Raw genomic sequence first — 23,659 nt, forward strand, 5'->3', positions numbered from 1 at the left:
GTAAAGTATGGTCCTTGGCTTTTGGGTAAAATGTGGAGACAGCAGGCACTTTTAAAGTTCCTGCTGTCTCCACCTACCGCCCCATATGCACCAGCAGGACCGAAATATCCGCCGGAGAAACTCCGCTGATCCGGCTCGCCTGGCCCACCGTTTCCGGGCGGATTTGGGATAGCTTTTCGCGGGCCTCCTTGGAGAGGGAGGTCAGCTGCTCGTAGTCCAGGTTGTCGAAAAGGCGGACATTTTCCAGGCGGTTCATCTTATCGGCCCGCTCGCGCTCCCGCTCAATGTAGCCCTCGTACTTCATATCCGTCTCGGCCGTCTCTATAAACTCAGGCTCATAGTTGCCCAGGAACTCATCCAGGGCAGGAAGTACGGTGCGCAGCCCGGCAATATCCACATGCGGGCGCAGGAGCAGGCTGTGCAGCTTCACTTTTTGCGAGAGCGGCTGCGAACCCAGGCTGTCCAGGTAGCGGTTGACTTCACCAGGCTCCACGCTGAGCTTGCGGGCAAATTTACTGATGGCTTCACCAGCTTCCTGCTTGGCCAGTACGCGCTGCATGCGCTCTTCCGCACCTTGGATGCCCAGCTCTTGTGCCAGTGGCGTCAGACGGAGGTCGGCATTGTCTTGCCGGAGCAGGATGCGGTACTCTGCCCGGGAGGTAAACATGCGGTAGGGCTCCTTGGTGCCTTTGTTGACCAGGTCGTCGATGAGCACACCGATGTAGCCATCGGAGCGGCGCAGCACAAATGGCGCTTCCTCCCTGATGGAAAGGTGGGCATTGATACCGGCGATCAGTCCCTGACAGCCGGCCTCTTCGTAACCGGTGGTGCCATTGATCTGTCCGGCGAAGTAAAGGCGGTCGACGAGCTTGGTTTCCAGCGTAAGCTTCAGCTGCGTAGGCTGGAAGAAGTCGTATTCGATGGCATAGCCCGGGCGGAACATCTTGGCATTTTCAAAACCCCGGATTTTCCGCAGTGCTTTGTACTGCACATCCTCCGGCAGGGAGGACGAAAAGCCATTGACATAAATCTCAACGGTATTCCAACCCTCGGGCTCTACAAAAAGCTGATGCCGGTCGCGGTCAGCAAAGCGGTCGATTTTATCTTCGATGGAAGGGCAGTAGCGTGGCCCCAGGCCCTGAATGCGCCCGTTGAACATAGGGGAGCGGTCAAAGCCTTCCTTCAGCGTGTCGTGCACCTCCTGACTCGTGTAGGCAATGTGGCAGGGGCGCTGTTTTTTCAGCGTTGGAGTATCGGTGTAGGAAAACTTGCCCGGATCTTCATCACCGGGTTGTTCCTCCAGTTGCGACCAGTCGATAGAGCGGCCGTCGAGGCGGGGTGGGGTACCGGTTTTCATGCGGCCGGCTTCGAAGCCCAGCTCCACGAGTTGTTCGGTGATACCCTTGGAAGCACGTTCGCCCGCCCGGCCACCACCGAATTGCTTTTCACCGATGTGGATAATGCCGTTGAGGAAAGTGCCATTGGTCAGGATGACTGCCTTTGCGGGGATTTCCAACCCCAGGCTTGTATGCACACCGGTTGCCCGGCCGTCTTTCACCACAATACCTGTGACCATTTCCTGCCAGAAGTCGATGTTAGGGTGCTGCTCCAGCAACTCGCGCCATTTGGCTGCAAAGAGCATACGGTCGCTTTGGGCCCGCGGGCTCCACATAGCCGGCCCTTTGGAGCGGTTGAGCATGCGGAACTGCACCATCGTGTGGTCGGTCACAATACCGGAGTAACCACCCAGGGCGTCAATCTCCCGTACAATCTGACCCTTAGCCACCCCGCCCATAGCCGGATTGCAGGACATCTGCGCGATGGTATTCATATTCATAGTGGCGAGCATCACTTTGGAGCCGAGGTTAGCTGCTGCTACTGCGGCTTCGCATCCGGAGTGCCCGGCACCCACTACAATCACATCGTATTCTGGAAACATAATCGTTATCGGTCTTGTAAATTTCGGACTTGCAAAAGTACGGTATTCGCTTGACAATCAACAGTACAGCCCGGATTTTCGTTCAATCTGCCGTTCTGGCAATCCGAAAGGCAAAGTTGGGGTTGAAGAACAGCGCCCTTTGTCAAGGCACCTTAATTTTTCCACTTAATATTGCAGCCCGTGCTAGGGTACTGCTGCTCTGGTGGCGGGTCGCCGGCAAGCAGGTGGTCGAGGGCAGCCCGGAGGTCTTCGCCAGTCAGGGGCACATCGTTGTTGGGGCGGGAGCCATCGAGGCGGCCCCGGTAGTAAAGTTTGCCGCGCCCATTGAATACAAAAATATCCGGGGTACAGGCGGCATCGTAAGCTTTCGCTACTTCCTGCGTCTTGTCATAAAGGTAGGGGAAGGGGTAGCCCACTTTAGCAGCCGTCTTTTTCATTGCCTCCGGCCCATCCTGAGGATACTGCACGGCATCGTTAGAGCTAATAGCGGCAAAGCCAATCCCTTTTTTCTTGTAGGCATTGGCGAGGCGCACTAATTCCGGGTTAACGTGGATCACATAGGGGCAGTGGTTGCAAAGGAAAAAGATGACTGTGCCATGGGGCGATTCCACGTCCCCCAGCTGAACGGTCTCTCCGGTCACGGTGTCTTCCAGACTAAAGTTGGGCGCTACAGTACCCAGTTGCATCATTTTTGATTCAGTAAATGCCATATATTCGTTGCTTTGTTATAAGAAAGCCGGAAGGCGCACTTTTGTTTGGAGCAGAGCGGCGGGTATGAAGAGAAATAAAAAAAGCTGACCCCGGGTTAAGGAGGTCAGCTATCTGAGAATAAATTCTCACTAGATGTTAGTGCCTGTGTACCAAATCATTTTGGTACTTCCTGGAAAATTAGACATCACAAGCTGAAATTCAGGATTCTCTGTCTACTCCCTCTTACTCTTTTCGATCTTTTTAGATCAATGGTAAAACGAAGTTACTGTGCATATCCGTTTTATGCGGAGGAAGCAAGGAGCTGATAGAATTCAGCAATTCAGAAACCCTTGTCTCAAGTAATCAAAAGAAATAAAAAAGTTTTTGTGTGTGTTTTTGTTTGAGTTTAATCGCTGTTTAAACCCCGTATTTCTGTTGCAATGTCAATTATTACGTGCAAATAAAGGAAAAAGACATCAGTATGATATACAAAATATCAACTTTTGTGACATGGGAAACGGGTATTTATTTTATTTTTCTATGCATAAGTCACTGATAACTAAGACATAGTTGTCGACAACATGAATATCTGTTGCGGTAGTTGCGCCTTCGAATCCGGAGATCATCCCGTCTTGAAGTTCTGCCCGCGCCAAAGCAGTAAGTTGTTGAGCAACAGGCAGGTAGGACCAGTGCCACTTCTCTTCGTTGTAGCCATTTGGGCGTTCGGGGCCTTTGGGGGAATACGGCTGACAAAACCCAAAGCCAGGAGCGTGGGCGGTAAGCCAGGCATAGATTTTTTGCCCTTGCCCTTCCTCAAAGTAACGGTTGTTGAAAGCATTTAAATCGATATCCGTGCCCCAGTGGTGCCTGGAAGTGCCCGGCATAGAGGTGTATTTTAGAATTTCCAGCGCCCGCTCTTTGGGGTCCGGAAAGGCCTGAGCGGCATTCTCACCTGAAGAGAGCTTCTGCTGCCCGGTCCATTTGCGTTCCCAGATACCTTTTTGGTAATTGAAATTGCGGGTGGCAGACCGGATGACGAGCTGTATGCCATCTGCCTGTGCTGCTTCGTACATGGCTAAAAATGCATTATAGGTGTCTTTTCGGAGCAACATGCCTTCGCGGTCGGCGTACCGGGCGGGTACCTGCACAAAGTCTGGGTGCCCGGAGGGGTCAAATTGCCCCATAAGGTACTGTGTGTCAAAGCCCATAGCACGGGCTTTTTCCAGATCAGTGGTGTCCTTTGTCTCGGTCAGGGGGCTTTTGGCTGTATCCGGTGCTTCTGCTTGCGTGGCTTGCTGCGCCTTATCCGTTGCAGGCTGGCAGGCCATGCAAAACGGGAAAATCAGGAAAATGAGGTGCTTCATAAAGTGCTAAAATTCAAAGGTTTTTTGTTCCACAGGGTAGCCAAAGAGGTAACGCTCTTTGATTAGGTTGGCGACCTGAGTGGGCACCATACTTTCCCACTCTTCATCGCCGGCGCGGAGCATATGCAGGACTTCCTTGGAGAAGATATGCAGGACATCGGGATTGAAGCCCTCGACGTCTACAATTTGCCGGTTATCCAGCAGGTGCTTGTATAAGAATTTTACGCCTTCCGGGATAGGTACGTTTTGAGCATTGATGATCTCGCCGCTTCCTTCCTGCAAGGCCGGATAAACGTAAAACTTTACATTGCGGGTGAAAAGTTGCCCAAAGGCAGCGAGTAACCGCCCATCCAGGTTTTGGTAGTATTTGGTATTGATCAGTTCCAGCAGCTCGCGCACCCCAAGGACGAAGCCCAGCTTCTGGACTTTAAAATCAGAAAGATAGGTGGCCATTTTTTGCTGTTGCTGGCAATCAGAGACTACCACGGTCTGCCCCATAGTGTTGAGGAGCTCCGCCCGGTCCAGAAAATCCTGCTCGTCGAGTTCGCCTGTACTGCAGAGGTTGTCCAGCGTAATTTCGGTAAGCAGAAAAGTGCGCCGGGGATCCGTTTCCGCCTCATTCCTGAATTGGGCAAAGGAGGCATTGATCATATCCATATTGACCAGTGTAGCCGGTCGGAAACTGCCGCGGACCATCATCACATGCCTTTTGTACAGAAATTCGGAAGCGTGAACATTCTGCCGGTCCGGCCCAAACATGGCCACATCAGTCAGCTTATTCTTGACCATCCAAAGGCTGAGCAGGCGATTGTCAAGGTCTTCAAAGTCTGGTCCGGTAAGGCGAACCATATCAACTTTCACCCGGCCGTGTAGCCCGTCCATTAAGGATTGTAGCATGACTTCGGGGTCGTCGTGGTAGCGATAGCAGCCGTAAATGAGGTTAACCCCCAGTATGCCGATCGCCTGTTGCTGCAGTTGATTGTCGTTGTCGAGCATTCGGACATGCAGGACGAGATCATTGGTGCCCCCGCCGGGCGTCAGCTGAAAGCGGATACCCAACCAACCATTACCTTTGATGGTGCGGGTGTAGTTGATGGCTGCCACAGTATCTGCAAAAACGAAAAAGCGGGTATCAGGCCGCTCATTGGTCAGCCTGGAGCGCATCAGATCATACTCGTGGTTGAGCATTTTGTACAAGCGCGCCTCACAGACATAACGGCCGGAGACTTCTTCCCCGTAGATTTTGTCAGAGTAGGTTTTGTCATAAGCGGACATGGTCTTGGCAATCGTCCCTGCCGCAGCGCCCACCTGAAAGAAGTAGCGGGCGACTTCCTGACCGGCTCCAATCTCGGCAAAGGTGCCGTAGATGGAAGGGTCGAGGTTGATTTCCAGAGCTTTCTGATCGGTTTCTAGTAGTTGGCGCATGGGCAGTTGCAGTTTGTCTGTACAGTAGCAGTTCAGAAGCAAATGTACTAATTCTGCCCGTGAAAGCGGGGGCAATTTGAGCTTTGTCGGGGCTGGACTTTCGCATCAGGCCCCTCAGGCAGGGTTAGGGGGCAACCTGATGAGCCTGCAATGCCTTCAAATCGACAAATTCCAGCGCTTTCTCGTGGGTGGCTGCCAGTCGGACCGGAGGCGCAACACCGGCTTCATAGGCTTCTTTCCAGCGCAACGCGCACAGGCACCAGCCATCGCCGGGCTTAAGGCCGGGAAAGCGGTACTCCGGGCGTGGTGTGCTGAGGTCGTTGCCTCTTGACTTAGTGAAGGACAGAAACTCAGCAGTCATTTCGGCGCAGACCACATGCGTGCCAAAGTCATCTGGGCCGGTATTGCATACACCATCCCGGTAGAAGCCGGTCATTGGGTCGGTACAGCAGGACTGAAGGGGCTCACCAAGTACATTTTTAGCTCTAGTCATTGTTCCTTGTGGGTTTTGTGCCTGTCCGCAACTCAGGCTAAGGCAGCAGAGCCCGGACAATATGAACAGTAATCGGATCGGCATGATCGCAGGGTTTTGGTGTTCACAACAGCCCAGCCGGGACAGGGTTTACTTCAAACCAGCTCTTTCGCTACAGAGCCGGCGACTTCCAGGCCCGCATGCCGCCCTTCCCCCTCGTAGAGCGTGGTTTGGCCTTCCTGCAACCGGACGTGTATTACAGACTGAAGGCTTTCGTTCACCTTTCCGGCCATTGCTCCGGATATTGGCGCGGCAAGAGTGCCGGTACCGCCCCGTTGCTGTGCATTGATTTCCAAAACAGCCCCTCGGCGCTTTAGCACGAGCTGTACAGTTCGGGAAGGCTCGTCCAAATGGACTTTCAGACGGGCATTATTGTAGGTGGTAAAAGCCCAAAGCCGGCCTTCCAGCCTGAGCCCGGCAAGGAATCCGGGGAAGTGGCTCCCCAGCCAGGGGATACGGGCTACGGAGGCCATCAGGCAGGCGCCTTCTGTTTGGGCGAGGTGGTTGGTCTGCATCCATATCCAGCTGGAAGGGAAGGACCTTCCCCAGTCTTTTTCGATGTAGCCTATCCCCCCTGTGAAGTCCACAGGCTCACCATAAACGCTCAGCTGCCCCTTCAGCTTATGGTGGAGGCTGACGATGCCATGGTAGCACTCCATGAATGGGACAAAGCTGTACCAGCCCATGATACCGGGAGCGCCAAGGGCGGATGGCCAGGGTGTGGTGCCCTTAAAGATGAGTTGGCCCGATAATTCCGGTAGTGCGATTTCCAATTGGTCGGTTGCAAAAAGATTGTTGCCCAGCCGCACTTCAAAGCGGTCTGCGCGGGGCGTGAAATCGGCGGCGGTAAATTCGTGGTAGGCGGAGGTGCAGGCTTTGCCATCCAACCGCTGAATAAAAGCATGCTGCTGCCCTTGCTCATCCATTGAAATGCCGGGAATAAGCGCAAACGCATGGCGCTCGCAGGGGCTGACAATCTTAAAGTACCAGCCTTCAAAGTAATTTCGGGACTTGCCCCATCCATGGTAGCGGTCGGGGTTCCAAAGGGCTTTCCATCGGGCAGCGAGGTGTTGCATAGCACAATCCGGCTTGGTGAGCCACCAAATTACACTTTCTGTGCATCATTACAGGTGTCGGAGACTACCAGAAAGGGCCATCAAATCCATAAATTATGTTTCCGAAACCTAAACGCCGTGCCGCCCATCAGGTAGAAGCAGGTGCTATGGCCGACATTGCCTTTTTATTGCTGATTTTCTTTTTGGTTACTACGACCATCATCCAGGAAAGCGGGCTACAGGTGCGCCTGCCGGCCTATCTGCCAGCGCCTGTACAGCCATTGCCGGACCGAAACGTACTCAGCGTGAAGATTAACGCTGGCAATCAGTTGCTGGTGGAGCAGGAGCTACTGCCTGTTGCCCAGCTGTCAGCAAAACTTACGGAATTTGTCCAAAATCCTGCCCGGTCGCCTAAGTTGCCCTCCTCGCCCCGGCATGCCGTGGTAGCGCTGCAGCACGACCGGGGCACAAGCTACGAGGTCTATCTTACTGTTTATGATCAGTTGCTGAAAGGCTATCAGAAGCTTTGGCAGGAAGAAGCTCAGCGGTTGTACGGGAAAGCCTATGAAGAACTTAAGCAAGCAGAGCAGCGGGTGGTCCGCAGCGCTTTCCCGCTGGTGATTTCCGAATCCGAGCCCGTTGAATTCTAATACGGAAAAAGCCACCCCCGGAGTTTCCGGGGGCAGCTTTTGCTCTAAAGCATTGCAGAATTTATTAATCGGCTAACGCCCCAAAGAGTGGTTAGCAGGGTAAGTCCTAGGCGCTCACTTTGACCCGCTGGGTAATAAGCTCCTGTTCGTTTAGTTTGCCAAAGTGATACCCCTTGGCAGTGAAGTGCTCCAGGACCTGTGGCAGCACCTCGCGCAGCTTATCTTCGGCCTTCACGCTGTCGTGGAAAACGACAATTGAGCCGGGCTCTGCATTGTCGACTACGTTGGCGAGGCATTGCTCTGTGGAAATTTTCGGGTCGAAATCACCGCTGAGGACATCCCACATCACAATACGGTAATGCCGCTGCAGGAACTGTGCCTGCTTAGGCTTCAACCGGCCATACGGGGGGCGGAAAAGCACGGAGTTCATCCGGTTGGCACAATGACGCACATTATGGAAATAAGGAATGTTCTCTGTGGTCCAGCCATTGAGGTGGTTGAAAGTGTGGTTGCCCACTGCATGCCCTTCGCTGAGGACCTGTTTGAAAACATCCGGATATTTGCGGACATTATCGCCAACGCAGAAGAACGTCGCCTTGGCGTCGTACTTTTTGAGCTGCTCCAGCACCCAAGGGGTAACTGCAGGCACAGGCCCATCGTCAAAAGTCAGGTAGATGACTTTCTCATCAGTGGGGATCTTCCACGTAAAGTTGGGGAAGAGATTTTGGATAATTTGAGGTGTCTTAACGAGGTACATAACTCCTTTTGATTAAATGTTCATGGTATAGGAAAACGGGCGCTCCTTCAGAAGCAGCCGTGTTTGATTTTCAGACTAAGGAGGATTTCCCCCGTTAAACGGGTTAACGCTGGCAGGCTCTGCGAAAATGCTTACCTTTGTGCCTCCCGAGGTATCGGCTCAGTGTCGAAGAAAGTAGATGAATAACTGGTCAGACTGGGCATTTAAAGAGTACAACGTATCAAGTGCTTTTTTTGCTGCCTGAAAACACTAGTTTTTTCAAAAAAAATTTCTAAATGGCGCAACCCATTCTGCCCGGCTCGTTGAAATGACAAAAAGCATTCAAATTCAATGGAAAATATGAGGCTTCGATTTGCCCCCAGCCCGACCGGGGCACTACACATTGGCGGTGTCCGCACCGCACTTTACAATTACCTGCTGGCCCGGAAAAACGGCGGCACTTTCATACTGCGTATCGAGGATACTGATCAGACCCGCTATGTGGAAGGAGCAGAGCAATACATTGTTGAAGCACTGGAATGGTTGGGGATCACTCCGGACGAAGGTCCTGGCATTGGTGGTGACTTTGGGCCTTACCGTCAGTCGGAGCGAAAGGATATCTACCTTAAATACACACAGCAACTGATTGAATCGGGCCATGCTTACTATGCGTTCGACACTTCAGAAGAGCTGGATGTAGCCCGGGAGAAAGACCCGACATTCAAATACGATGCCATGGCCCGCCTGCGCATGCGCAACAGTATCAGCATGAGTGCTGAGGAGGTAGAGGCGGCATTAGATGAAGGGATTCCGCATGTTGTGCGCCTTAAAGTCCCGGATAACGAGACCATCCTTTTTGAAGACATCGTGCGGGGAGAAGTTGCTTTTGACAGTTCTGAGCTGGACGACAAGGTTCTGCTCAAAGCCGATGGCATGCCCACCTATCACATGGCAAACGTAGTGGATGACCGCCTGATGGAAATTACCCATGTGGTAAGGGGAGAAGAGTGGCTGTCGAGCACAGCACACCACGTTTTGCTATATCGGAGCCTGGGCTGGGAGCAGGAAATGCCTGCGTTTGCCCACCTGCCGCTCATCCTGAAGCCTGCGCCGGAAAGTTACCTTGACAAGTCGACGATTCCAGCAATGGCCAGCCGAATGGCAGAGGAGTTTGCCCGTAAGTATCCGGAGCATGCGGGATACAAGGCGGAGGTATTCGCCCTGCAAACGTTCCAGGATAAGAAAAATATTCCTGCCAACCTGAAAGAAAAAGAAAAAGATCAGGCCGGCAAGGCTGCTTTCAAAGCTTTTCTCAAAAGTGCGTTGTATGGTAAGCTCAGCAAGCGGGACGGGGACCGTTTAGGCTTCCCGGTATTCCCACTCTCGTGGAAGGGCGCAACGGCAGAAGACAGCTTTACGGGCTTCCGCGAGTACGGTTTCCTGCCGGAAGCGGTGCTCAACTTCCTGGCTCTGCTGGGCTGGAACCCTGGCGATGAGCAGGAAATGTTTAAACTGGAAGAGCTTGTGGACATCTTTTCGCCTGAGCGGATCAATAAATCAGGCAGCCGTTTCAATATCGACAAAGCGAAGTGGTTTAATCAGCAGTATATGATCAAAGCGGACGATGCCCGCCTGGCACGCCTCGTCCGTCCTATACTGGAAGCCAATGGACAACAGCCTTCTGACGCCTTTGTGGAGGGCTTTGTCAGCCTGATGAAAGAGCGGGCCGTAACGCTGCCCGATTTCTGGGAAAATGGCTACTACTTTTTTGAGCGCCCCCGGAGCTATGAAGAGAAAATGATACAAAAACGCTGGCAGCCGGAACGCAGCGAACAGTTTGCGGAGCTCGTTAAGGATATGGAACAGCTGACTAATTTCTCTGCCGATGAGATCAAAGCCGCTGCAGAGCGCTTTATGGAAAAGCATGAACTGAAGTTTGGGGAGGTGCTGCCAATGCTTCGTCTGGCGCAGGCGGGGACGATGAAAGGGCCGGCGATTTTCGAAATGATGGAACTGTTGGGGCAGGAGGAAGCTATAGCCCGGTTGAAACTCGGGTTTGAGGCATTTGATAACATTGTTCAATCCTAAAAATAGTGAGCCGATGGCCAGTAAAAAAAATAAGGAGGAAGAAAAGGAGGAGCAACCCGGCGTACACAAGGATTTGAAAGGCTTCGACATAAAAATTAATGAGTTTGGAGAAATAACTTCAAACCTTGATGTCGAAAAAGTGAATCAATTTCTGGATAAGAACGTAGAAGATAAGAAACTAAAAAGCCGGAGGTCGGAAGATGAAGAAGAATAGACGCTTCTGGCCCGATTTTGGACGAAAGCAAAAGTATGGACCCACCTGCTATCTGACGAAAGCCAGGATAGTTCCAGGCCCCGCGTGACTCCGGAATAAAACAAAGCAGCAGTGACTTCCCTTTTGGGAGCGCTGCTATTGAAGTTTGATGGTAGCTTTTAGTTACTATCGTCGATGCAGCACAACGAAATGGTAATTAAGTGCTACTTAAGCAATTAGGGGGGAGGATTGTGGGCCTGATTGCTGGTTTTTGCATATTTTGTGACTAGTTTTTGCGTATTCCCCTGGTGTTTAGTCTATCGATGACAACCGCTTGAGCATAAAACCAAAACCGATTGAACATGCACTTCTTAGGCAACCTAAGACCAAGCCCCGGGCATCCCTGCGCCTATTGGTATTGGTCATTCAAGCAGGAAAATTTTATTACCCAAACATACTTTGGTGGGGCCTCTATTTGAGGGCCTTACAATGGAATCATCCCATAAATTAACACAATCATGACGAGACGACTACACGCTTTACTGGTCTGGGGAGTGCTGCTAATCAGCTTTTCAGCCCCGCTTCAGTCTAAAGCCGCGGATGGTCCTAACCCCCCTGAAAAACCGTCATCAACTTTTCGGGGAACAGAAGAACTGCCGCCGATACTGATCCCGCCCAACGATACTATAGTGGATGGTATTTGCAACATCCCTGTGGCGGACACCCTCTTGCTGTTCAATCCAATGGATCTGAATGACTCTATCTTCATTCTTCCGGTAGACAGTACGGCAAGCAACGGTACCATTCTGCCGGGCACTCCTCTTTTGAATGCCATTTCGGTGTGTGGTGGCCCGGATACCCTTTACCGCATTTGGCGGGGTACGTTCGCCGATATGACAGAGGCAGAGGCGGTCCAACGGATCATTATCACAGAGGATACAGAACCTCCGATTTCCAACTTCACCATCAATCTGGACACCGTTATTACCTGCGAATTGGGCGAGCCGACCTTTGACTCCTGGAGGCAAAGCCGGTTGTTTGCCGTTAACAGTAACCTGGAAGATTGTACCGGGATTCTTTCTGTGAATACCAATATGCCACCATCTTCTTATGTGCCAGGCCCCTGTGATACACTTGAAGTGACTTTTACGATTGAAGACTTTTGTGGGAATATTCGCAACTACGAAGCGTCCTTCATCACTATAGACACCATAGCCCCCGTACTGCAAAATGTACCAGACACTATACAAGTGAGCTGCGACACCATACAGCAGTACCTGATGAACAATCCGCCTTCCATGGTCACCGCTATGGACAATTGCCGGGACAATCTCACCGTAGGTTTCCAGCAGGATACCATCCCCGGGCCACAGGCCTGCCCGGAGCATGATTTGGATATCCGCCGTAGCTGGTTTGTTACGGATTCTTGTGGCAACTTCACTTCCGCTGTTCAGGTCATCCGGGTACGTGATTTCTCAGCCCCTGATTTCACCCGTCCGCCAGACATCACCATTTCCTGCGATGCAGACCCTCTTGACCTTAGTATTACAGGTACTGTAACAGATACGGTGGATGCCTGCGGAGGGCCGATTACCGTTACTTTCTCTGACGAAACAGCACCTGGAAATTGCGACAATAGCTACTTTATCGAGAGGCAATGGGTGGTGGAAGATGTGTGTGGCATTTCTACTTCTGTTAATCAGCTGATTACTGTCAGAGATACTATCGCGCCATCCTTTCTTGTGCCGGCAGATACGACTGTGAACTGCGGGGACGAAGATGATTTTTCCATTACCGGGGAGCCCACAATGCAAGCGGACAATTGCTCAGGGTTCAACGAACTGACGACTGAACTCCTCTCCGAAACGATCATTGCGGGCAGTTGCGAAAACGACTATATCCTTGAGCGCGCATGGCGTGTAACCGATGAGTGCGGGAATGACAGCATTCAGATTCAGCAGGTAACAGTAATCGATACCATTGCGCCGGTCTTTTTGTCGGCGCCCTCAGACCTGACGGTCACCTGTATGGCGGGTACGGATATTGAAACCCTCTACAGCAACTGGCTGGAAAGCTACGGTGGCGCTCAGGCAGGCGATGCCTGTACACCGGTGGATAGCCTGAACTGGAATACTTTTGAAGCCGGAACGAATCAAACGGTTAGCAGCACGCCTAATATTATTTGCCCTTCCGGCAGCGACACCCTGCTGATGCAGGTCGTGGATTTTGTTGTTGATGATGGGTGCGGAAACTCCACCCTGGAGCAGGCAACATTTATCGTGATTGATAATACGGCGCCTACATTTGTGGAGTGTCCGGAAGATGAAGTGATTGGGACCAATTTTGGGCAGTGCTCTGCCAATTATACTTTAGAAGTACCCTTTATTCAGGAGGAGTGTGCCAGCTCATCCTCTGTGGTAAATCTATTTGATAATGCAACGATCACTTCCAATGCTTCCCCGGGACAGGAGGCGAGCGTGCCCGTCAACCCTATTGTCTTATCGTTCCCAGTAAGCCAGCCACTGCCCATCAATGCACAAGCCGGGGGGCAGCTCAGCTTGCAGCTCCAGAATGTGGATGCAGAAGGTACCACAGAGTACTTTAACGTTATCGGTGAAGATGGTACGCCCATTGGCCGTACCGGAAGGGCGATGGTACAATGTGGAAATGCGGACACGCTGCTCAGTGTGCCTAAACCGCTATTGGACCTTTGGGCAGTGGATGGCGTGATCGAAATTCGCCTGGAGCCTAATATTCCAACCACACAGCCCGGTAGCTTTGCGATTAATGCGCTTTGCAACCCCGCCGGTACTGTACAGGCTAACCTTATCTTCCCGATAGCTGAACTCAACGATCTGCGCTACGAATACCGGACGAATAACAACCCTCGTGTACTGGTTGACCCTATTGCTCCGGCTATGGTGACGTTGCCTATTGGCGAAAACACCATCACCTACTACATTTCAGACTGTGCGGGCAATATAGACAGTTGTGTACAGCAAGTGGTGGTGGAAGATCAGGAGCCTCCACAACTGACCTGTCCTTCTGATATCGCTCAGCCACTGGAACCAGGCACCTGCTCCGCTGAAGTGACCCTGCCACTCCCGGACAACATCACGGACAACTGTGGCCTGGAGTCCCCCTACAGCCAAACTATGCCCGGCGATACCGCAAGTGCCTGGCTGACTTACACCTTTGACCCCAACCTCAACGATTATATCGCCAACCCGAAGACCTATACCTTTAACGGAGTGGCCGCCAATGCTTTTAATAATGTCAATTTGCTGATTGATTTACAGGGGGATTTTAGCTCTTCCGGGGCATTCTTCCACATCATTGGCGATAATGGAGACACCATAGATGTTACTCCGCAGGGCATTGCCAGTTGTGCCAATCCGGGGCAATACGCCGTGAGTATTCCTGCTGCGGATTTCAACGCCTGGGCAAGTGATGGCAGTGTAACCTTTACGCTTCAGCCCAGCTTTATTCCGGTACCTCCGGGCGGGCCCGGCGATGGGATCAACCCCTGTGATGCCATGGCGGTGGACGGAGACGGTGAAACTGACAGCCTCAGCTATGCTTTCGTAAGCCTGGTTTACCAAACGGTGACGCCTTTTTATTATGCAGAGGGGGCTACCGAAATTCCCTACACACAGATGACTGCACCAGCCTTGTCGCCAACCCACGAGTTCAATGTGGGCGAAACAACGGTGTATTACATCGTGCAGGACGAGGTCGGTAATCCGGATACCTGCAGCTTCATTGTCGATGTCCTTGACAATGAAGCTCCTGTGGCGCTTTGCAACCCTACCGTCGTGGAAATCAATCCATCCGGTATTGAACCCGATACCGTGAGTGTGGATGAGTTTGATGCCGGTAGTTTCGACAACTGTTCGATTGATACGATGTACCTCTCACCTAATACGTTTACTTGTGATGAGGCTGGCACTACGGTGATGGCTACGCTTACGGTTGTGGATGTCGTAGGTAATGTTTCTACCTGTACCCGTCCAATCCGTATTGAGGCAGAGGCGCCCATACCCACCTATAGTTCTGGTATTTGTGGTGGAGATACGCTGAACCTCTTTGCAAATCCGCCTGCAGCAGAGGGGGGTATAGTGTATACTTATGAATGGCGTGGGCCGGATGGGAATATCATTTCCACCCAGCAGAACCCGGTTATCCCCAACGTGGACGAAGATGATTCAGGAGCCTATGTGGTAACTATTGAAGGATTATCGGGCTGCACAGCGGAAGGTGTGGTTAATGTGGCCGTCAGTGGGTTGCCTCTTACCCCGGTATTGCAGGCAAACGCCCAGCAGTGTGGCGATGAACCGGTGGAATTGAGCTCCTCCGTTGTGCTGAGCAATGCAACCTATTATTGGTACGAAGGGCCGTTCCCCAATGGCACGTTGATAACCACCACGAATCAAGGTAGCCTAACCTTGCCCGCCTACAATCCCCAGCAGCCTGAGACCCGGTTCTACTACCTTATCATTGAAGCCAATGGTTGCCAGTCAGAGCCCTCCGGATCGGCACATGTTACGTTGACACCAAGGCCTACTGCATCGGTCAACGCAGCTGTTATTACCGAGTGTGAGGGAGGCTCGGCTTCATTGGGCACCTCTGTTGCAGGGGCGAGTATTACCTATCAATGGACCGGTCCGAATGGCTTTTTCTCTATGGCGCAGATTCCTCCGGTGATCAATCCACTGGAAGAAGAAAATGCCGGGGTTTACAGCCTGACGGTTTTCCGAAATGGCTGCCCTTCTGAACCGGCGCTTTCCATCATTAATGTGATTCCAAAGCCAGGGCCCTACCAAATTGCGGTGCAGACTAACCCTTTCTGCGAAGGGGACAAAATAACCCTTCAGGCACAGCCAGCCGGTGCAGCTTCCTACATCTGGACCGGGCCAGACCTGAACGAGATTACCACGACTACGAATACACTCATTCTCGATAATGCAAATGAGACGCATAATGGAGCCTGGACTGTACGCGGGGTTCAGTTTTCCTGTGTCTCTGATGTTTCTCCGCCCGCGAATGTGGTAGTGAACGAACGGCCCAATGCTATGGCAGCCACGAGTATTTCTCCTGAAGATCCACTTTGTGAAAGAAGTGTTCTGCAACTCTTTGGTACCCCAAACTTATCCGCAGCGAGCTACACCTGGAATGGGCCTAACGGCTATTTTTCAGTGGTGCAAAATCCGACAATCAATCAAGTTGGGCCTTTACGCTCCGGCACCTATACCCTCACGGTCACTACCGAACAGGGATGTAGCGATACGGCTTCTGTCAGTGTTGAGGTCATCGAAGCTATTGATATCATCGGTGTTAGTAACAGCGCTCCTGAATGTTTGTATGGGGCAACGGATGTAACGCTTCAGGCTACCGTTTTTCCTGTCAATGATGGAACCTATGATTTTCTCTGGACAGGTCCGGGCTATAACTCTTCTGACGAGGTCGCTGTTATCGAGAATGTAACGGAGGCTTTAAATGGAGGCAGCTATTCTCTTGTCGTGTTTACAGAGGAAGGCTGCCCTTCACTGCCGGTAAGTACGACGCTGCAGGTGAAGGATGCCCCCCCGCGAGCCCCGACCCCTACTAACCCTTCCGCTACGTATTCCTTTTGTGAAGGCGAGGAACTGACCCTCACCACGCCAATGGTGACCAATGCAACCTATATCTGGAATACCCCGTCCGGGCCAGTAAACACAGGGCCGGATAACAGTATAACGATATCTAATCTCACTACGAATGATGCGGGAAGCTATCAGGTGTCCCTCATTGAAGATGGCTGTCCCTCTGTTCCTTCTCCCGTTCGTACCATTCAGGTGAATGCCAATCCAACGGTGGAGGCTTCCAGTAACAGCCCTGTTTGCGGCGGTGCGCAGTTGCAGCTTTTTGCAAATGGGCCGGCTGGGGCTACCTATACCTGGCAGACTCCGATGGGCACTACGCCAAGTGGACCGAATATTATTATTCCTTCTGCCAATCCGGACCTTCATACCGGAGCCTTTGTGGTAACCGCTCAGCGTGACGGTTGCCAGTCTGAACCAGATACGGTTACGGTGGTCATCAACGAAACGCTACCAGCTCCTGCCAATCTCATTAGCAATGGGCCTATATGCGTGGATGAACCGGGCGCCACTCTAACTGTCTCCATTCCCAATGGACAATCGGGTGGAGGCATTCAGTACCTGTGGTATAATGCCGGGGTGCCATTAGATACTACGGTCACGCCCAATTTGCTGATAACTGATTTCTCAGGTTTCGAAGGTTCGCTTACGCTGGAGGCAGAAGTGCAAACCGGCGATTGTATCTCTGACCCGTCGCCTTCTCTATTGGTTGCATTGGATACCATACCGGATGAGATGGCCATGGTTGGGCAGGACACTTTCACCTGCGCGGGAGCAGATCTGCTTGTTTCCGCTACGCCGGTATCGCAAAGCATAGGCACCTGGCTGGAGCTCAATGCTAATGGAGGGGCACTTGTCATTGAAAGCCCCGGGAGTGCTACCACAAATGTTTCGGGCTTTGAAGAGGAAGGTATCCGGCAACTGGTCTGGGTATTGTCCAACGGAGGCTGTAAAAGCTTTAGCTCGGACACGCTGCAAATCCAGGTAAACGTTCCTGAGCCGGCCGAGGCAGGTATGGATACTTTGCTTTGTCCTGGTGATCCAATCTTCCTAAATGCTGCCAACCCACAGGCAGGAGAAGGCAACTGGTCACAGTCTGCCGTACAGGCCGACTTCAATGTGGAAATTGATAACCCGGAAGATCCAGGTACCGGAATTTCCGGGCCAGGATTACTGCCCGGCAATACTTATGCCTTTACCTGGACGGTGGTCAGCGAATGCGGAATGGACAGCACTGGAGTCCTCATTACCCTGGCTGATAATAACCCGTTTGCCGGATTTGATGTGATTGTCTGCGAGGAAAACGGCGTGGCGATGCTGGCGGCGGGAGAGTCGGCGGATGGCAGCTCCGGAAGGTGGAGCTCACCGGATGAGCAGCTGGTGTTTTCCAACCGGAACAATACTGACACAGAGGTGGCCAACCTCACAGTGGGCGATAACCTGGCCATCTGGACGCTGGACGGAGGATTGTGCGGCGATAGCTCCAGGGATACCCTGATTATTGATTACCAGCTACCGCCAGTAGTGCAAAATGACGATCGGACCATTGAATTTGCTGTGGAAACGATTGTAGATGTGCTGGCTAATGACGCTGTGCCGGAAGGGAGCACCCTGGAAGTGATTATGGAGCCGTTCAACGGGCGTGCGAGGGTAACGGCAGATAACCGGATTGCCTATACGCCCGACCCCGATTTTGCCGGAACGGACGAGTTGGTTTATCAGGTTTGCCGCGAAGGATGTGCCTGTGCTGATGCCGTCTTACGGCTCACCGTTGGCGAAGGGGTAGACTGCGAGCCCCCGAATATTTTTACGCCAAACGGTGACGGGGTAAATGAAGCCTTCATTATTCCGTGTTTACTGGACACAGGCGCCTACCCAAATAGTCAGCTTTCTGTCTTCAACCGTTGGGGAGACGAGGTATACAATTCGCCCCGCCCTTATCTAAACAACTGGCGCGGCACCTTTAATGGAGAAGATCTGCCAGTGGACACCTACTTCTATATTCTGGACCTTGGAGATGGGAGCCGGCCGATTACCGGATATCTTCTGCTTCAGAAATAATTTAAATAAGGAATCTTTTTGCCCCGGCTCTGCCGGGGCAAAATCCCAAATAAGTATTTATGAAAAACTACTACCTGACCACTATACTTTTCCTGCTGCTGGCCGTTTTGGCGGAGGCGCAGCAAGAAGACCATTTCACCCAGTTTATGCACAATAAGCTGGCATTCAATCCAGCTTATGCGGGATCGACTGGCAGCTCCCGCCTCACTGCAATGGCCCGGCAGCAGTGGATTGGAATAGAGGGGGCTCCGGAAGCGCAATTAATCACCTTCAATTCTGCGCTCAATGCCAAAGTGGGTATCGGGGGCAGTCTCGTGCGCAGTAGTATTGGTATCATGGACCGCTACACCCTGGAGGGCGACTACGCTTACCGTTTCCGTTTAGGGAATGGGTACTTCGGCATTGGTATTTCTGCTTCTATCCGTTTGATACAAGCAAGCCTTGGCGAGCTTCGGGCCAATCAGCCGGTCGAGATCGATAATGCCATCCCGACAGGGTTTCAGAGCCGGGTAACACCTAATTTCGGAGGAGGGGTTTACTACAATAGCAACGATTTTTACGTTGGCTTCTCCATACCCCGCTTTCTGCAGTCGAGCATTGACCTGTCAGATGACGAGGGTACGATCTCCAAGGAAGACCGGCACTGGTATTTAATGACGGGCTTCAATGTGCGCCTGATGGATAATGATATCGTTATGCAGCCCAATTTCCTGTTGAAATATGTGGAGGGAGCACCTTTCGATGCCGATATCAACCTTTCTTTCACCTTTTTCGAGCAGTTTACCGCAGGGGCATCCTACCGGACGGGAGGCAATAAAGAAAACAGCATTGGGGAATCTGTGTCTGGCCTTTTTTCCACCCGGATCGGGGAAAAGTGGATGGTTGGAGCCTCCTATGACTTCACCCTTTCTGACCTGCAGGACTATAACGATGGCAGTGCGGAGCTTTTCATCCACCACTTTTTCGGTGGCAAAAGCGGGAAAGGCGCCACCTATGATAACCCGCGCTTTTTTAACAGCAATGGCAGTAACAAGCGTTTTTACTAGGTGTCAAGGATTTAGGACTTGAGCCACTAGAGCTTTGTTAAGCCCGGACGCTCTTTAAGGATTGTGGCAGAAGGTTTACTTTATGGCGGATAATAGCTAACTTGTGGTAATCTTTGAATCATTGGCACTGCCCTTTGGACGGGTACACTATTTGGTGTCTCTGATTATATGATGAGAAAACCTGATACCTTGCTGGACAATGGTATTTAGGAACGTCTCCAGGCGTTCCTTCACAACAAGACGCCCTATATGAGATTCTATCTGCCTCTATTGCTGCTTGGCTTTGCATTTGGTATGCAGGCTCAGGACCCCGCAACTGTAAATCTGCGCTCGGTTGCACAACCTAACCAAAGGGTTAGTATTTACAACGAGACTGCTATCAATTCCACAGCGTCGGACTTCTCACCTTCCTTTTATGGAGATACGCTGGTATTTTGTTCTGCACGCCACGCTGGTCCTAAAGACCCCGCTACCGGCGAATCCTTCTTTGATTTCTATTTTGCGCCTATCGGCCCAAACGGTAGCCTTCGTTCTCCAAAGCCTTTTTCCATCAACCTCAATTCCGCGCAACACGAAGGGCAGTCTACGTTTGATTTGAAGGCCAACAAGGTTTACTTTACACGCAACAACACTACAAATGGGGTTGAGCCCGTAGCGGCTGATGGCAAAATCCGGATGAAGATATACGAAGCAACTTTCGGGTTTCTGGACTGGGAGCAGATCAGGCCCCTTCCATTCAACAGCGATACCTATAACTGCATGCACCCCACACTGTCGCATGACGGCACTTTTATGATCTTTTCCTCCAACCGGCCGGGAGGCAAGGGGGGGTATGACCTCTATGTGTCTCTTAAAATGGACGGGGGATGGTCGCCTCCAATGAACCTGGGAGGACGGATTAACACGCCCGGGCACGAGTTTTTCCCTTTTTTACATCAGTCCGGGACACTTTTTTTTACCTCAGATGGCTACAAGAAGGGCTATGGAGGCTATGACCTTTATATGGTTGAAGGCAAAGGCGATGGTTCCTGGGCGGAAGTCGTCAACCTGGGAGAGCCTTTTAATACAGATGCGGATGATTTTGGCCTGATTCTGGATGAAGAAGGCAAAAGCGGGTATTTTTCTTCTAATCGTGAAGGCGGAGTGGGTAGAGATGATATTTATAGCTTCGATGCTCCCGAAGGCATTCAGGGAGTGGTCTTTCCCGACTTCAAAACAACTACGATTGACGTGTTTACAGAAGAAGGGCGCCGCCCTGTATCCGGGGCAGAAATAAAAATTTATGAGCGGGTAATCGGCAGCACTGGGAACATTCAGTACTTGCGTTTGCCTCGCGCAAGTATAGGTATGGGCAGAGACGGGCAGGCTCAGATTGATCAGCGGAGTGAAGACCTGGAGGAACCGGATGAAGTGACTAACAGCGAAGGTAAAGCCTACATCATGCTTGATGTGTCCAAAGAGTACAGGATTAAGGTGGAGAAGCGGGGGTTTTTCGCAGCAGAAGAATACTACATGCCATCGGACAACCGGTTTAACAGGCCGGTAGGCATACCCTTGAAAAGAGATGACTGTATCACGCTGGAAGGGGAGGTGAAAAATGTAGAGACAAGAGCTCCGATTGCAGGAGCGACTATTCTGATTTTCAATCAGGAGGAGCAGCGGCGGGTAACAATCAGTTCGGATGAGAGAGGCGTTTTTAAGTATTGCCTGCCTGATGGTTTTCGTTTTATAATAGTGGGTAGCCTTGTAGGTTTTGAGAACGACACCACTTATTTGCAAACCGTTAACCGCCGTGGTAACCGCTCGCTTGGCGCCTCCCTCGCGCTTAAGCCATTGCCGGTTGTCCCCCGGAGTGGCGGCTTCCCTCAATCAGGCTCTTATAAAGATACCCCGGCACCAAGTCTTGGCGACCGAAGCGCGGTTGAGGTGGGCAGCCGGTTTTTACTGGATAATCTGCAATTTGAGTTTGCCTCGGCAGAAATCCTGGAGGAAGCTGCAGCAGACCTGCGGCATCTGGCTAAACTGATGAGGGAAAACCCTGGGATGAGGGTCGAGCTAAGGGCGTATACGGACTGTGTTGGTGGAGAAGAGTACAACCGGAAACTTTCGCTCAGGCGGGCAGAAGCGGCTCGTGATTTTTTGGTGCAGCTAGGTATCAAAAGAGACAGAATTCTGGCACTTGGTTACGGCGAGCTTAATCCGGTGGTGGACTGCGATTGTGACGGGACTGGTGGAAGCGTGCCTTGTACGGAAAGTATGCATGCCCGGAATCGGCGAACAGAGGTGGCGATTATCGGAAAGTAGCCAGAAAACATGAAGAAAAAATCAAATTTGTTAAGATAGCGTGCAACCAAAGCAGAAAAGACACGTAGAATGTAGGAGAAAAAGAAAAACCGATCCTGTGAGGGACCGGTTTCCAAAAGAGCTTTGAGAGGCTATCTACATACCAAATTGAAACATCCTTTGATGTCTCAAAATCTTCATGAGATTATAATTGCATTCGTGGGATTCAACCTTTTTCCTGTCGCTTGTGACAGGGTTCGTCAGCTTCTTTTTCAATCGTCCTCTGTATCTGTTTTTCCCTGCTGACAATACAAAGGTGCTACATAACTACAGGCATTGTAAGTACATTCTGTGTGGTTACTGTGTGTTTAAGAAGAGTTTGTATTTTTTTATTTAGTTGTTTATCAGTGATTTATCGTTGTTTATGGGGCGGTTTTTTGTGTTTTTACGTGCCGTTTTTTTTGCGTAAAACGAGAAAAAAATTAAAAAAGGGCAGGTGTATTGTTGTGAATAGAGAAAGCCTGATCGAATTAGGCTAAAAAAGACCAAAAACAGTGCCAGTTTTTATATTTGCGCTAAATGATCCAATATGTCTGTAACAATTGCTTCCTATAATGTAAATGGCATCAGAGCTGCGATGCGTAAAGGTATGGCCGACTGGTTTGCTGAACATCCGGTTGAGGTGCTCTGTCTTCAGGAGACCAAGGCCCAACCTGATCAGGTAAAAAAGGAAGAAGCCCAACTTCGGGAAATAGGTTTTAGTCATGCCTACTGGCATTCGGCCGAAAAAAAAGGGTATAGCGGAGTAGCGACCTTGAGCAGGCGCCCGGCTGATTTGGTATCAGAAGGATGTGGAATCGAGAAGTACGATGCGGAAGGCCGGATTCTGCGGACTGACTTTGGGGAGCTGACCTTACTGAACTGCTACTTCCCTTCAGGCACTACCGGGGATGTCCGGCAGGCTTTCAAAATGGAGTTCCTCGATGACTTTTTTAAGTGGGTGCAGGAGTTGCGCAAAGAGAGGCCCAACCTGGTCATTGTAGGCGATTACAATATTGCGCACAATGAATCAGATATCCACGACCCGGTACGTAATAAAAAGACTTCCGGCTTCCTGCCTGAAGAGCGGGCCTGGATGGATAAATGGTTGGAGAGTGGGTTTGTAGATGCATTCCGCCATTTGAACCCCGGTAAAGAAGAATACAGCTGGTGGACATACCGTGCTAACGCCCGCGCCAATAACAAAGGCTGGCGGCTGGACTATCATTCCGTAAGCAATGCCTTCGCTTCCAGGCTTGAGGCCTGCTATCAAATGACAGATGCCGTGCACTCAGACCACTGCCCTGTTATCGCGACGTACAATTTATAGTAATGTTGCAAATCAGAAGCTGCACTGTTGAAGAAGCTGTAGCGTGTTCTAGGCAAATCCCGGAATTTAAAAAACCTTATCCGGCTGCTGAATATGAAAAGCGGTTATCTGGTGTGCCTCATTTGCTGCTGTTGGCAAAGTCGGGCGGCGATGTCGCTGGCTTTAAGGCCGGCTATGAGCGCGAAGGAGCTTTTTACTCGTGGATGGGCGGTGTGCATCCCATGTACCGGAGGCAAGGTGTTGCTCAGGCACTGGCACGGGAGCAGGAAAACTGGGCAAAAGCGTATGGATACAGGCATATCCGCTTTAAAACCCGCAACTACCTAAAGCCGATGCTTATATTTGCCCTGAACAATGGCTTTTATATTACAGCTGTTGAAAAAAGAGCAGACCCGCTAACCAACCGAATATGGCTGGAAAAGGTCTTAGAAACGGGAATAAAATAAGTTAGGCCGTTTGAGGTTTTGTGGGGTTTCATAAACAATTGAAAATCTGTAAACTGTATTGAAAACCGCAAAACCCTAAAGAGAAATGGCCTGGCTTGGCGCTATTCCCGTCAGGCTGTTTAGAGATGCTAACATAGCATTTC

15 protein-coding genes are annotated in these 23,659 nt (G+C 51.3%); 8 read left to right on the plus strand and 7 right to left on the minus strand.

What is annotated here, in order from left to right; translation table 11 throughout:
• Positions 1-73: 73 nt before the first annotated feature.
• The 6 genes from mnmG to IX84_RS10110 form a co-directional block, all read right to left on the minus strand.
• Positions 74-1,939 (minus strand): tRNA uridine-5-carboxymethylaminomethyl(34) synthesis enzyme MnmG, encoded by a 1,866-nt coding sequence (mnmG, locus tag IX84_RS10085; protein ID WP_044219587.1) that lies wholly within the window; start codon positions 1,937-1,939, stop codon positions 74-76.
• Positions 1,940-2,091: 152 nt separating this feature from the next.
• Positions 2,092-2,649 (minus strand): thioredoxin family protein, encoded by a 558-nt coding sequence (locus IX84_RS10090; protein ID WP_044219589.1) that lies wholly within the window; start codon positions 2,647-2,649, stop codon positions 2,092-2,094.
• Between the two features lie 510 nt (positions 2,650-3,159).
• The gene (locus IX84_RS10095; RefSeq protein WP_044219590.1) at positions 3,160-3,993 is read right to left on the minus strand and encodes a M15 family metallopeptidase; all 834 of its coding nucleotides are present in this window, start codon (positions 3,991-3,993) and stop codon (positions 3,160-3,162) included.
• 6 nt (positions 3,994-3,999) lie between these two features.
• Positions 4,000-5,418, minus strand: coding sequence for a hypothetical protein (locus tag IX84_RS10100; protein ID WP_044219786.1), 1,419 nt, complete (start codon positions 5,416-5,418; stop codon positions 4,000-4,002).
• 124 nt (positions 5,419-5,542) lie between these two features.
• Complete coding sequence (locus IX84_RS10105) at positions 5,543-5,911, minus strand: DUF2237 family protein (RefSeq protein WP_044219592.1); 369 nt, start codon at positions 5,909-5,911, stop codon at positions 5,543-5,545.
• A gap of 134 nt (positions 5,912-6,045) precedes the next feature.
• Complete coding sequence (locus IX84_RS10110; RefSeq protein ID WP_044219595.1) at positions 6,046-7,026, minus strand: tocopherol cyclase family protein; 981 nt, start codon at positions 7,024-7,026, stop codon at positions 6,046-6,048.
• Positions 7,027-7,121: 95 nt separating this feature from the next.
• Here IX84_RS10110 and IX84_RS10115 point away from each other — a divergent pair, with 95 nt between their 5' ends.
• A complete protein-coding gene (locus IX84_RS10115; protein ID WP_044219598.1) occupies positions 7,122-7,655 on the plus strand; it encodes an ExbD/TolR family protein in 534 nt (177 codons plus the stop codon).
• A gap of 106 nt (positions 7,656-7,761) precedes the next feature.
• Here the strand turns inward: IX84_RS10115 and IX84_RS10120 are convergent, their stop codons facing one another.
• Positions 7,762-8,412, minus strand: coding sequence for a polysaccharide deacetylase family protein (locus IX84_RS10120; protein WP_044219600.1), 651 nt, complete (start codon positions 8,410-8,412; stop codon positions 7,762-7,764).
• Between the two features lie 330 nt (positions 8,413-8,742).
• On the opposite strand from IX84_RS10120, the gene gltX reads away from it, so the two are divergent.
• From gltX to IX84_RS10155, 7 genes are all read left to right on the plus strand, one after another.
• Positions 8,743-10,479 carry a glutamate--tRNA ligase gene (gltX, locus tag IX84_RS33320; RefSeq protein WP_044219603.1) on the plus strand — a complete coding sequence of 579 codons (1,737 nt, stop codon included), beginning with the start codon at positions 8,743-8,745 and terminating at the stop codon, positions 10,477-10,479.
• A 13-nt stretch (positions 10,480-10,492) separates the two neighbouring features.
• Positions 10,493-10,693: a hypothetical protein gene (locus IX84_RS10130; protein ID WP_044219606.1), complete on the plus strand. Its 201-nt coding sequence runs from the start codon at positions 10,493-10,495 to the stop codon at positions 10,691-10,693.
• 497 nt (positions 10,694-11,190) lie between these two features.
• On the plus strand, positions 11,191-18,372 hold the full coding sequence (locus IX84_RS10135; RefSeq protein ID WP_044219608.1) for a T9SS C-terminal target domain-containing protein: 7,182 nt from the start codon (positions 11,191-11,193) through the stop codon (positions 18,370-18,372).
• Between the two features lie 59 nt (positions 18,373-18,431).
• Complete coding sequence (locus IX84_RS10140) at positions 18,432-19,418, plus strand: PorP/SprF family type IX secretion system membrane protein (protein ID WP_044219611.1); 987 nt, start codon at positions 18,432-18,434, stop codon at positions 19,416-19,418.
• Between the two features lie 249 nt (positions 19,419-19,667).
• Entirely contained in the window at positions 19,668-21,722 is a 2,055-nt protein-coding gene (locus IX84_RS10145; protein WP_044219614.1) for an OmpA family protein, read from the plus strand.
• A gap of 568 nt (positions 21,723-22,290) precedes the next feature.
• Positions 22,291-23,070 (plus strand): exodeoxyribonuclease III, encoded by a 780-nt coding sequence (locus IX84_RS10150; RefSeq protein ID WP_044219617.1) that lies wholly within the window; start codon positions 22,291-22,293, stop codon positions 23,068-23,070.
• Between the two features lie 2 nt (positions 23,071-23,072).
• Positions 23,073-23,516, plus strand: a complete 444-nt coding sequence (locus tag IX84_RS10155) for a GNAT family N-acetyltransferase (RefSeq protein WP_044219619.1) — start codon at positions 23,073-23,075, stop codon at positions 23,514-23,516.
• Positions 23,517-23,659 lie beyond the last annotated feature (143 nt).

This window comes from Phaeodactylibacter xiamenensis (genome assembly GCF_000759025.1).
GTDB lineage: Bacteria > Bacteroidota > Bacteroidia > Chitinophagales > Saprospiraceae > Phaeodactylibacter > Phaeodactylibacter xiamenensis.

What these genes read in the sequence shown, in the direction of transcription:
- IX84_RS10100 (WP_044219786.1), bottom strand. Translation starts at nt 5,418, where the DNA reads ATGCGCCAACTACTAGAAACCGATCAGAAAGCTCTGGAAATCAACCTC.
- IX84_RS10090 (WP_044219589.1), bottom strand. Translation starts at nt 2,649, where the DNA reads ATGGCATTTACTGAATCAAAAATGATGCAACTGGGTACTGTAGCGCCC.
- IX84_RS10120 (WP_044219600.1), bottom strand. Translation starts at nt 8,412, where the DNA reads ATGTACCTCGTTAAGACACCTCAAATTATCCAAAATCTCTTCCCCAAC.
- IX84_RS10135 (WP_044219608.1), top strand. Translation starts at nt 11,191, where the DNA reads ATGACGAGACGACTACACGCTTTACTGGTCTGGGGAGTGCTGCTAATC.
- IX84_RS10140 (WP_044219611.1), top strand. Translation starts at nt 18,432, where the DNA reads ATGAAAAACTACTACCTGACCACTATACTTTTCCTGCTGCTGGCCGTT.
- IX84_RS10115 (WP_044219598.1), top strand. Translation starts at nt 7,122, where the DNA reads ATGTTTCCGAAACCTAAACGCCGTGCCGCCCATCAGGTAGAAGCAGGT.
- IX84_RS10130 (WP_044219606.1), top strand. Translation starts at nt 10,493, where the DNA reads ATGGCCAGTAAAAAAAATAAGGAGGAAGAAAAGGAGGAGCAACCCGGC.
- IX84_RS10110 (WP_044219595.1), bottom strand. Translation starts at nt 7,026, where the DNA reads ATGCAACACCTCGCTGCCCGATGGAAAGCCCTTTGGAACCCCGACCGC.
- mnmG (WP_044219587.1), bottom strand. Translation starts at nt 1,939, where the DNA reads ATGTTTCCAGAATACGATGTGATTGTAGTGGGTGCCGGGCACTCCGGA.
- IX84_RS10105 (WP_044219592.1), bottom strand. Translation starts at nt 5,911, where the DNA reads ATGACTAGAGCTAAAAATGTACTTGGTGAGCCCCTTCAGTCCTGCTGT.
- IX84_RS10145 (WP_044219614.1), top strand. Translation starts at nt 19,668, where the DNA reads ATGAGATTCTATCTGCCTCTATTGCTGCTTGGCTTTGCATTTGGTATG.
- IX84_RS10155 (WP_044219619.1), top strand. Translation starts at nt 23,073, where the DNA reads ATGTTGCAAATCAGAAGCTGCACTGTTGAAGAAGCTGTAGCGTGTTCT.
- IX84_RS10150 (WP_044219617.1), top strand. Translation starts at nt 22,291, where the DNA reads ATGTCTGTAACAATTGCTTCCTATAATGTAAATGGCATCAGAGCTGCG.
- gltX (WP_044219603.1), top strand. Translation starts at nt 8,743, where the DNA reads ATGGAAAATATGAGGCTTCGATTTGCCCCCAGCCCGACCGGGGCACTA.
- IX84_RS10095 (WP_044219590.1), bottom strand. Translation starts at nt 3,993, where the DNA reads ATGAAGCACCTCATTTTCCTGATTTTCCCGTTTTGCATGGCCTGCCAG.